We start from the raw sequence: 10150 nt of genomic DNA on the forward strand, positions 1-10150 counted from the left end.
CCCAACCCGCGTCGCCCGGCCCGGTCGACGCGCCGTTCCGTGACCGGTTCACCGATCGCGGTAGGTGGTGGTGTCGGGTTGCCGGGATACCGTCATCTGCGGCAGGTGGAGTGGATCGAGCGGCGGCGCTGCCGGGCCCGCCGTGCCGGTGAGTCGGGCCGGTTCGTCGTCCCCGAGGGGGCCGCACCACGGGCCGCGATTGGTCTCGCAGACCGGCCGGTGAGTCGGGCCGGTTCGTCGTCCCCGAGGGGGCGGCCGGGTCGCGGTGACCCGGCCGCCGGCCCGGAGGGTCTCAGGCCCGGCCGCGTTCGGCCCGGTAACGGCGGATCAGCGCCGCCGTGGAGGAGTCCACGTCGGACAGGTCCGGCGCGTCCCCGGTGAGCTTCGGCGCCAACTGGTTGGCCATCACCTTGCCCAACTCCACGCCCCACTGGTCGAAGGGGTTGATGTCCCAGATCGCGCCCTCGGTGAAAACGATGTGCTCGTAGAGGGCGATGAGCTGCCCCAGGGTCGACGGGGTGAGCCTCGGCGCGATGATCGAGGTGGTCGGGTGGTTGCCCGGCATCACCCGGTGCGCCACCACCTCGTGCTTCGTGCCCTCAGCCTCCACCTGCTCCCGGGTCCGGCCGAAGGCCAACGCGGCGGTCTGCGCGAAGAAGTTCGACATGAACAGGTCGTGCATGTCGCCCAGGTCGTGGTTGGGCTGGCTGAACGCGATGAAGTCCGCCGGGATCAGCAGCGTGCCCTGGTGGATGAGCTGGTAGAAGGCGTGCTGGCCGTTGGTGCCCGGCTCGCCCCAGAAGATCTCGCCGGTGCTGTGGTCGACGGCCGTGCCGTCCACCGTCACCGACTTGCCGTTGCTCTCCATCGTCAACTGTTGCAGGTACGCCGGGAACCGGTGCAGGTACTGCGAGTACGGCAGCACCGCGTGCGTCTGCGCGCCGAGGAAGTTCGTGTACCAGACGTTCAGCAGGCCCATCAGGGCCGGCACGTTGCGCTCCACCGGCGTGGTCCGGAAGTGCTCGTCGACGGCGTGGTAGCCGGCCAGCATCTCGCGGAACCGGTCCGGGCCGATCGCCAGCATCACCGACAGGCCCACCGCCGAGGGCAGCGAGTACCGGCCGCCCACCCAGTCCCAGAAGCCGAACATGTTGTCCGGGTCGATGCCGAAGTTGCGGACCCGCTGCTCGTTGGTGCTGACCGCGACGAAGTGCCGGGCGATCGCCGCGTCGTCCTCAACGTCCAGCCCGGCCAGCAGCCAGGTCTTCGCCTGGTCGGCGTTGGCCAGGGTCTCCTGCGTGGAGAACGTCTTCGACACCACGACGAACAGCGTCGTCGCCGGGTCCAGGTCGTGCGTCTTGTCGTGGATGTCGGTCGGGTCGATGTTGGATACGAACCGGCAGGAAACCCCCGCGTCCCGGTACGCCTTCAACGCCTCGTACGCCATCACCGGGCCCAGGTCCGACCCGCCGATGCCGATGTTGACCACGGTGGCGATCCGCTCGCCGGTGTGCCCCCGCCACTGCCCCGAGCGGACCCGCTCGGCGAACGCGGCCATCCGGTCCAGCACCCGGTGCACGTCGGCGACGACGTCCTGGCCGTCCACCGTGAGCGCGGCGTCCGGGGGCAGCCGCAGCGCGGTGTGCAGCACCGCCCGGTCCTCGGTGGCGTTGATGTGCTCCCCGGCGAACATCGCGGCGATCCGGTCGGTCAGGCGTACCCGCTCCGCCAGCGCGGCGAGCAGCGTCAGCGTCTCGTCGGTGACGAGGTTCTTGCTGTAGTCGACGTGCAGGTCGGCGACCTCACCGGTGAGCCGCTCACCCCGGCGCAGGTCCGCGGCGAACAGCTCCCGCAGGTGGGTGCCGCGCATCGTTTCGGCGTGCTTGCCCAGCGCCTGCCATTCGTCGGTGGTGGTCACACTCGCAGCCATCAGGTCGATCTTCTCCTTCACGACGGTCGCCGGGCGGTGGCCGGCACGCCGGCCGCCGGCTCGCCCTCCAGCCTGCCACCCGGGTCGCGGCCGCGCGACGCGACGCGTCGGAGGCGTCCCGCGCTGTGGCCGACGACGCACCGTTGCGACACCTGTGCGACACGCCGACCACACGCAGGCATCGGATGATCGCGGAAAGTGAGCTGCCGCACGGCCGGTCGTTGTCCGCCCCGGCCGGGTGGTACCTCGGCGCCGGCTTCCGCACGACGTTCTGACGGCGACTTTCGAGGGGACAGGGCATGACCAGCCGGCGCAACACCCACAGGGTCGCCCCGGGGCCGGAGGATCGGAGAGTGCATGACGCATCAATTGTTCCGATAGACTTGGGCTGTATGAGCGAGCAGACGCCCCCCTGGCTGACCCCGGACGAGCAGCGCGCCTGGCGCAGCCTCATCCGGCTGCACCAGAAACTCGGCGCCACCATGTCCCGCGATCTGCAGACCCACTGCAAGCTGTCCGGCGCCGACTTCCAAATCCTGGTCGCCCTCACCGACACCCCCGACAACCGGCTCCGGTTCCAGGACCTGGCCAAGACCATCGACTGGGAACAGAGCCGCCTGTCCCACCAGGTCGCCCGCATGATCAAACGCGGCCTGGTCGCCCGCGAGGAGTGCGCCGACGACGGGCGCGCCGCCTTCGTCCGCATCACCCCGGCCGGCAGCGAGGCTATCCAGGCCGCCGCACCCCACCACGTCAGCACCGTGCGGCGCCTGGTCATCGACGCCCTCGACCCCGACGACCTCGCCACCCTCGCCCGCATCTCCAATCTCATCCTCGACCAGTTGGACAGCGCCCAGGCGTGACCGGCCGAACCGCTGCTTCGGCCACAGTTGGCGGGCGCGAGCGACATCCGGCCGCAGTCGGCGACTCGGGGAGGTGCGCAGGTCGGCGAGACCGTGACCCGGTCCACAATCGCCGGTTATGACCGAGGGCACATGGGCGACCCGGCAGCTTGACATGTCATGCATCGATTGAGTTAGTCTTCCGAGGTGTCAGATGACGCGTCATGCAGGATGCTGGCGTGGTACGCGCGGGACTTATCGCCCCTTCAAGACGAGGGAGGTTCACCATGACAGGGAACAAGGTCATCGCGGTGATCGGCGCGACCGGCGCCCAGGGCGGCGGACTGGCCAGGGCGATCCTGGCCGACTCCGACGGCGGGTTCGCGGTCCGCGGCCTGACCCGCAACCCGCAGTCCGAGGCCGCGCGCCAACTCGCCGCCCAGGGGGCCGAGGTGGTCGAGGCGGACGTTCGCGACGAGACCAGCCTGGTCAAGGCGTTCGACGGCGCGTACGGGGCGTTCGTGGTCACCAACTTCTGGGAGCACATGTCCCCCGAGCAGGAGAAGCAGGACGTCGAGCGGGTGGCGAACGCCGCCCGCGCCGCCGGCTTGGCCCACGTGATCTGGTCCACGCTCGACGACACCCGCGAGCACATCCCGCTGCACGACGAGCGCATGCCGACGCTGATGGACACCTACAAGGTGCCCCACTTCGACGCCAAGGCCGAGGCCGACGCCTACTTCACGGCCGCCGGCGTGCCCACCACGTTCCTGCGGACCACCTTCTACTGGGAGAATCTGCTCGGCGGTCTCAAGCCCCAGCGCGGCCAGGACGGCCGGCTCACCCTCGCCCTGGCCATGGGCGACAGTGAGCTCTCCGGCATCGCGGCCGAGGACATCGGCCGCACCGCGTACGGGATCTTCAAGCGTGGCGGTCAGCTCATCGGCCAGACCATCAGCATCGCCGGCGAACACCTCACCGGCGCACAGCTGGCCGAGACCTTCAGCAAGGTCCTCGACGAGCCGGTCGCCTACGTGCCGGTACCCTTCGACGTGCTGCGGGCGCAGCCCTTCCCGGGCGCAGTCGAGATGGGCAACATGTTCCAGTTCTACGCCGAGGTGCCCCAGTTCAAGGACGTCCGCGACCTCGACGCCGTCCGCGACCTGAACCCCCACCTGCAGACCTTCGAGCAGTGGCTGACCGCCCACAAGGGCGCGTTCACCGCCGAGTAAGCACACCGCCGGCCTGGCCCGGGCCCAGCTGGGCCCAGGTCAGGCCGGCGGTGCCGGGGGAGCCGCCTAGTCGTCCCGCCCTCGGGGGCGGTCGTCCAGCCGGAATATATGCCACATCATGTAAGTTTGCCTTGTCCTCGGTCAGGCACGGTGAGGGAGAGCACCATGCAGTTCGGCGTCTTCGCGATCGGCGACATCTCTCCGGATCCGACCACCGGCTACACCCAGAGCGAGGCGGAGCGGATCAGCAACCTGATCGCGATCGGCCGGCGGGCCGACGAGGTCGGCCTGGACGTGGTCGCGCTGGGCGAGCACCACAACCCGCCGTTCGTGATTTCGTCGCCACCCGCCCTACTCGCTCACATCGCGGCGCTCACCGACCGGATCATCCTGAGCACGGCGGTCACGCTGATCACCACGAACGACCCGGTCAAGATCGCCGAGGACTACGCGATGGTGCAACACGTCGCGAAGGGGCGCCTGGACCTCATGCTCGGCCGCGGCAACACCGTCCCGGTGTACCCGTGGTTCGGCAGGGACATCCGCGACGGCGTCGCGATGTCCCTGGAGAACTACAACCTGCTCCACCGCCTGTGGCGCGAGGACGTCGTGGACTGGGACGGCCGTTTCCGTACGCCGCTGCAGGGATTCACCGCCACGCCGCGCCCGCTCGACGGCGTGCCCCCGTTCGTGTGGCACGGCTCGATCCGCACCCCGGAAACCGCCGAACAGGCGGCGTTCTACGGCAACGGGTTCTTCGCCAACCACATCCTCGCGCCGAACTTCCACTTCAGGCCGCTGGTCGACCTGTACCGGCAGCGGTTCGCGCACTACGGCCACGGCGCGGCCGAGCAGGCGATCGTCGGCCTGGGCGGGCACTCGTTCATCGCGAAGCGGTCCCAGGACGCGATCGAAACCTACCGCCCCTACTTCGAACGCCACCCGTTCTTCCGAGGCACACGGCTCGAGGACTACCTGGCCGCCACGCCAGCGACGGTGGGCAGCCCGCAGGAGGTCATCGACAAGGTGATGACGTTCCAGGAGGGGTTCGGCGACTACCAGCGGCAGCTCTTCCTCGTCGACAGCGGCGGGTTGCCGGTCGAGCTGGCGCTGGAGCAGGTCGAGTTGCTCGGCGCCGAGGTGGTGCCCGTGCTGCGCAAGGAGATGGCGGCCCGCCGCAAGCCCGGCGTCCCGGACGCCCCCACGCACGAGTCACTGGTCCGGGCGAAGTACGGCGACGCTGAGCCGCGCCAGCCGCGCCCGAACCCGAACCGGGGCGACAACCTGTCCGGTGCCTCCCCGTACCAGGACAGCGACCCGGATGTCGAAGCCCGCTTCCCGGTGGCGTTCTGATGGTCGGCATCCCCCGGCCGGTCACGATCGTGGCCGTCAACGCCGGGGTGAGCGACCCGTCCACGACCCGGCTGCTCGCCGACCGCGTCGTCCAGAAGGCGATCGACGCCCTGCGGGAATCGGGCACGCCGGCGACCGTACGCACGATCGATCTCGCCCCGCTCGCCGCGGACATCGCCCGCGCCCTGGTCTCCGGCCTGCCCGACCCCGAGGTACGCGCGGTGATCGGGCAGGTGGCGCAGGCCGACGCGGTCATCGCCGCCACCCCCGTCTACAAGGCCGGCATCAGCGGCCTGTTCAAGACGTTCGCCGATCTGATCGACAACGACCTGTTGATCGCCAAGCCGGTCGTCCTCGCGGCGACGGGCGGGAGCGCGCGGCATGCGATGGTCGTCGACGACCAGCTCCGGCCGCTGTTCGCGTTCCTGCGCGCCATCCCGGTGCCCACCTCCCTGTACGTGGCACCCGAGGACTGGGGATCGGCCGATCTCGGCAGGCGGATCGACCGCGCGGCGCGGGAGCTCGCCGTCCTTCTCGGCACCGGCGCCGGCCGGCAGATCGCCGAGAGCAACTGGGAGGGCTACCAGCACCAGTTCGGGGGCAACGCCACCGCCGCCGCGCGATCCTTCGCCGACGTCGACTTCGACACCGATCTCATGCGGCTCGCCACCGGTGGCGGGTCACCTCCCCCCGCCCGCGAGAGGGGCCGATGACCGCGCGGCGAGCGACCGCGGTGGTCATCGGGGGCGGACAGTCGGGGCTCTCCGCCGGGTACCACCTGAAGCGGCGCGGCTTTGCCAGCGCGCTGACGCGCCCGCACGCCGAGCGCACCTTCGTCGTCCTCGATGCCGAACCCGCACCGGGCGGTGCCTGGCGGCACCGCTGGGAGTCGCTGCGCATGTCGACCGTCAACGGGATCTTCGACCTGCCCGGCTATCCCAAGCCGCCGATCGACCCCGACGAGCCGAGCCGCGCGGCTGTGCCGCGATACTTCGCGGCCTTCGAGCGGGAGATCGAGCTGCCGATTCTGCGCCCGGTCACGGCCACTTCGGTACGGCCTGCGGACTCTGATCCGGCCGGCGAACTGGTGGTCGACACCGGCCAGGGGCAGTGGATGAGCCGCGCGGTCATCAACGCCACCGGCACGTGGACCAACCCCGTCCGGCCGCACTACCCCGGACAGGAGACGTTCGCGGGGATCCATCAGCACACCCGCGACTACGTGTCGGCCGACCCGTTCGCCGGCCTGCGGGTCGCCGTGGTCGGCGGTGGTATCTCCGCGCTCCAGCTCCTCGAGGAGCTATCCCGGGTCGCGACCACGTTCTGGTACACCCGCCGTGAGCCGGTCTTCCGGGACGGCCCGTTCGAGCCCGAGGTCGCCGGCCGCGAGACGATCGCGAAGGTCGTCGCGGACACCGAGGCGGGCCGGGCCACCGCAAGCGTCGTCTCCTACACCGGCCTGGCCTGGACGCCGTACGCCCTCGCCGCCAAGCGGCGGGGCGCGCTCGAACGCCGCCCGATGTTCACGGCGATCGAACCCGGCGGCGTGCGGGAGGCGGACGGCTCGTTCACCACCGTGGACGCGATCCTCTGGGCGACCGGATTCAGGGCCGCCCTCGCCCACCTCGAGCCCCTCGCGCTGCGCAACGAGCAAGGCGGCATCCGGATGGCCGGCACCCAGGTCGCTGGCGAACCGCGCGTGCACCTGGTCGGATTCGGTCCCTCGCAGTCCACCGTCGGCTCCAACCGCGCCGGCCGCGCCGCCGTCAATGCCCTGGTCAAGTACCTCGACATGACTCCCGTCTCCGGCTGAGCGAGAGAGGTGGGGGCCCTTCCGGCGACTCCGATGAACCAGGTGGACGGCCCCGAGCAGAACTCACCATCCTCCCGGTACAGCGCCGGGACGTTGATTCGCGACTTCCGGATCAGGTAGTAGTCGACCATGATCGGCGCGATTCCGGTGCGACAAACGGTGCTGTCATACCTGGCGGCGGCCGATACCCGCGCAGATTCTCGACCCCACCTACGCGGCCACCGCGTTCTACGACAAGCTCCAGCGCATCGACGGGGTGGCAGAACCTGCCGCTGACCGTCGCCGCGCAACGCGTGCAGGTCTCCGCCTTCCCCGACAAGTACGGCCAGTACGAGCACGACGCCGAGCAGGTCGTCGCCGCCGTCGCCGGAGTCGCCACGATCGCCGACCTACCGGGGGCAAGCCTCGCCGCGTGCCCCGGCGGACCGACGACCGTGGCGGCATCAGGGTGGACAGCGCCGCTGCGCGCTCCGGTGGGCAGCGGCTACGGGCCGCGCGCCGGCCGGTTGCACGCCGGAGTCGACATGGGCGCGCCGCGCAACACGATCATCCGCGCCGCCAGCGCCGGTGAGGTGGTGTGGGCGGGCTGCGACCGAGCATTCGCACGAGCCCGGGCCACGATCCCGCCCCGGTCGATCCCGGGAAGGTGAAGGCGTCAACGCGAACCTCGATGTCAACAGGCCGCGAGCAGCATTCGCGCCGAGGCGAGGACGTCCGTCGCGGACAGGGCGGTGCGGTCGCGGGCGAAGACGTACAGGCGTAGCACCAGGAAACGACCGAGCCCGGCGAGCCCTGAGGCGCCGAGGTGGACGGCCTGCTCCCAGCGCATGCCGGCGGAGGGCATCGCCGCGTCGAGGGCGAACATCGCGGCCGAGGTCACCAGGTAGGCGGCCGCGGCCGAGCCGGCGGACTGCGCGTGCTCGTGCCAACCCGCCCGCCGGCCAGCTCCGAAGGTGAACCGGGCGTGCAGCTCAGTGCCGAGCACGGTGGAGACGACGGTGATCAACGCGTTCGCCACCATCCACGGCATGAGCGTGGCCGCCAGCGACACCGCGACGCTGGCGGCAACCCCGACACCGCCGCCGAGCAGCGTGAATCTGGCCAGGGACGCGAACGCGCCCCGTTCGGCTGCCCGGGCATCGGACTGCAGCGACGTCATCGGTCGTCCTCCCGAGGTCGCGCCGCCGCGCCGCCGACTGATCACATGATCCATCATGTAATTCTGATCCGAAGTCCATCGCAGATCAAGAGGGATGCCGCCATCGGCTTGACATGACGGACAGCGACAGTGTCGGATGAACGCCCTGTTCGCGGAACGACTTCGTCGAGATCTTCCAGTGGTCCAGGACGATCGCGGTGGTGGGAGCGTAGTCCTCGGCGATCTGCCGCAGCGGGCTCATCACCCACCCCGGCGGGCCAACGTCCGGCACGCCGACCAGATCTTCGTCATGCGACACGGCCGGCTCGTGCAGCGCGGCACCCACGACGAGTTGATGGCCGACGGTGGGCGCTTCCGCGAGTTGTTCGAGCTCCAGGCCAACGGCTACCTGGCCCGTGCCACCGGTGCGGGCGGGCCGGGCGAGCGCTGATCGGCTGAGCCGGCCCGCCTCGGGCCGCCGACGCGGGGTCACCATCGGCCCATCCCCAGGTCGGCCGGTGCGGCGCCGGCGGGTGTGCCGCTCGGGGAGTAGCCATCGACTTTCGTTGAAGTGTCGTAAGCATTTCAGTACCGTCGGGGCGGGAACGTCTCGACCCAGGCGGTGGCACCTGATGGTCCGGTGGTCCCGGCGCGGTGTCAGGGCGACCGCGTCGGGAGTGAAGCGCGCGGTGCCGGCCGCCGTACCGGGCGACGGTCGAGTCGGCGATCTCCCGTACCCCACCACTGTCGAAAGGCGATCAGCCATGAGCCACGTCCCTGCCCGCGCCCCGGCGCGCTCGACGAGTCGAGCCCGGATACGCGCCGCCCTCGTCTGTGCCGTCGCCGGCGCCGCCACCCTCGGCATCACCGTGACGATGACGCCCGGCGCCAGCGCCGCCACGACCCTCGGCGCCTCCGCCGCCCAGACCGGCCGGTACTTCGGCGCCGCCGTCGCGGCGCACCGGTTGAACGATTCGGCGTACACGACGATCTTGAGCCGCGAGTTCAACCAGGTGACGCCGGAGAACGAGATGAAGATCGACGCGACGGAGCCGCAACAGGGGGTGTTCACGTACGGTAGCGCCGACCGGATCGTGCAGCACGCCCGGAGCCGGGGCATGAAGGTGCGGGGGCACACCCTTGCCTGGCACTCGCAGCAGCCGGGCTGGATGCAGAACATGTCGGGCAGCGCGTTGCGCAACGCCATGCTGAACCACGTCACGCAGGTCGCCACCCACTTCCGTGGTCAGGTCGAGTGGTGGGACGTGGTGAACGAGGCGTTCGCCGACGGCTCCAGCGGCGCCCGGCGCGACTCGAACCTGCAGCGCACCGGCAACGACTGGATCGAGGCGGCGTTCCGGGCGGCGGACGCGGCGGATCCGAACGCGCAGCTGTGTTACAACGACTACAACATCGACAACTGGAACGACGCGAAGACCCAGGCGGTGTACCGGATGGTGCAGGACTTCACGAGCCGTGGGGTGCCGATCGACTGTGTCGGGTTGCAGTCGCACTTCACCGGGGGGTCCAACTACCCGAGCAACTACCGCACGACCCTGTCGCGCTTCGCCGCGCTGGGCGTGGACGTGCACATCACCGAGTTGGACATCCGCAACGCGCCGGTTGACGCGTACCGCAACGTGGTCAACGACTGCCTGGCGGTGACGCGCTGCAAGGGAATCACGGTGTGGGGCATCCGTGACTCCGACTCGTGGCGCTCCGGGGAGAGCCCGCTGCTGTTCGACGGTAGTGGCAACAAGAAGGCCGCGTACCAGGCCGTACTCACCGCACTGAACAGCGGCAGCCCCACCACGCCGCCGACGACCCCGCCGAGTACGCCGC

The 10150-nt window shown here is 70.4% G+C and carries 10 protein-coding genes and 1 pseudogene; 8 read left to right on the forward strand and 3 right to left on the reverse strand.

What is annotated here, in order from left to right; genetic code table 11:
• Positions 1 to 292: 292 nt before the first annotated feature.
• Positions 293 to 1930, reverse strand: a complete 1638-nt coding sequence (gene pgi / locus E1193_RS26115; protein WP_132185838.1) for a glucose-6-phosphate isomerase — start codon at positions 1928 to 1930, stop codon at positions 293 to 295.
• A 392-nt stretch (positions 1931 to 2322) separates the two neighbouring features.
• Between pgi and E1193_RS26120 the strand changes: the two genes are divergently transcribed.
• From E1193_RS26120 to E1193_RS26145, 6 genes are all read left to right on the forward strand, one after another.
• Complete coding sequence (locus E1193_RS26120) at positions 2323 to 2793, forward strand: MarR family winged helix-turn-helix transcriptional regulator (protein ID WP_132185839.1); 471 nt, start codon at positions 2323 to 2325, stop codon at positions 2791 to 2793.
• 266 nt (positions 2794 to 3059) lie between these two features.
• Positions 3060 to 4004, forward strand: a complete 945-nt coding sequence (locus E1193_RS26125) for an NmrA/HSCARG family protein (RefSeq protein ID WP_132185840.1) — start codon at positions 3060 to 3062, stop codon at positions 4002 to 4004.
• Positions 4005 to 4169: 165 nt separating this feature from the next.
• A complete protein-coding gene (locus tag E1193_RS26130; RefSeq protein WP_132185841.1) occupies positions 4170 to 5357 on the forward strand; it encodes a CE1758 family FMN-dependent luciferase-like monooxygenase in 1188 nt (395 codons plus the stop codon).
• On the forward strand, positions 5357 to 6070 hold the full coding sequence (locus E1193_RS26135; protein WP_132185842.1) for a CE1759 family FMN reductase: 714 nt from the start codon (positions 5357 to 5359) through the stop codon (positions 6068 to 6070). The genes E1193_RS26130 and E1193_RS26135 overlap by 1 nt, the downstream gene beginning before the upstream one ends.
• Complete coding sequence (locus E1193_RS26140) at positions 6067 to 7170, forward strand: NAD(P)/FAD-dependent oxidoreductase (RefSeq protein WP_132185843.1); 1104 nt, start codon at positions 6067 to 6069, stop codon at positions 7168 to 7170. The genes E1193_RS26135 and E1193_RS26140 overlap by 4 nt, the downstream gene beginning before the upstream one ends.
• A 293-nt stretch (positions 7171 to 7463) precedes the next feature.
• A complete protein-coding gene (locus tag E1193_RS26145) occupies positions 7464 to 7820 on the forward strand; it encodes a hypothetical protein (RefSeq protein WP_132185844.1) in 357 nt (118 codons plus the stop codon).
• Positions 7821 to 7843: 23 nt separating this feature from the next.
• On the opposite strand, the gene E1193_RS26150 is transcribed toward E1193_RS26145, so the two are convergent.
• Together E1193_RS26150 and E1193_RS32110 are read right to left on the reverse strand one after the other, a co-directional pair.
• The gene (locus tag E1193_RS26150; RefSeq protein WP_207922870.1) at positions 7844 to 8329 is read right to left on the reverse strand and encodes a hypothetical protein; all 486 of its coding nucleotides are present in this window, start codon (positions 8327 to 8329) and stop codon (positions 7844 to 7846) included.
• An 85-nt stretch (positions 8330 to 8414) separates the two neighbouring features.
• Positions 8415 to 8654: a hypothetical protein gene (locus tag E1193_RS32110; protein WP_165945829.1), complete on the reverse strand. Its 240-nt coding sequence runs from the start codon at positions 8652 to 8654 to the stop codon at positions 8415 to 8417.
• On the opposite strand from E1193_RS32110, the pseudogene E1193_RS33865 reads away from it, so the two are divergent.
• Positions 8580 to 8759 (forward strand): annotated as a pseudogene (locus E1193_RS33865) (hypothetical protein); the annotation flags it as partial. The gene E1193_RS32110 and the pseudogene E1193_RS33865 overlap by 75 nt on opposite strands.
• Positions 8760 to 9072: 313 nt before the next feature.
• The coding region (locus E1193_RS26160; protein WP_132185845.1) for an endo-1,4-beta-xylanase at positions 9073 to 10150 on the forward strand (1078 nt) is incomplete at its 3' end.

The sequence above is a fragment of the Micromonospora sp. KC606 genome (assembly GCF_004348675.1).
GTDB lineage: Bacteria > Actinomycetota > Actinomycetes > Mycobacteriales > Micromonosporaceae > Micromonospora.

Excerpts from the sequence above, each read along its gene's own strand:
- E1193_RS26125 (WP_132185840.1), top strand. The coding sequence starts at position 3,060 with ATGACAGGGAACAAGGTCATCGCGGTGATCGGCGCGACCGGCGCCCAG.
- E1193_RS26150 (WP_207922870.1), bottom strand. The coding sequence starts at position 8,329 with ATGACGTCGCTGCAGTCCGATGCCCGGGCAGCCGAACGGGGCGCGTTC.
- pgi (WP_132185838.1), bottom strand. The coding sequence starts at position 1,930 with ATGGCTGCGAGTGTGACCACCACCGACGAATGGCAGGCGCTGGGCAAG.
- E1193_RS26140 (WP_132185843.1), top strand. The coding sequence starts at position 6,067 with ATGACCGCGCGGCGAGCGACCGCGGTGGTCATCGGGGGCGGACAGTCG.
- E1193_RS26130 (WP_132185841.1), top strand. The coding sequence starts at position 4,170 with ATGCAGTTCGGCGTCTTCGCGATCGGCGACATCTCTCCGGATCCGACC.
- E1193_RS26135 (WP_132185842.1), top strand. The coding sequence starts at position 5,357 with ATGGTCGGCATCCCCCGGCCGGTCACGATCGTGGCCGTCAACGCCGGG.
- E1193_RS26120 (WP_132185839.1), top strand. The coding sequence starts at position 2,323 with ATGAGCGAGCAGACGCCCCCCTGGCTGACCCCGGACGAGCAGCGCGCC.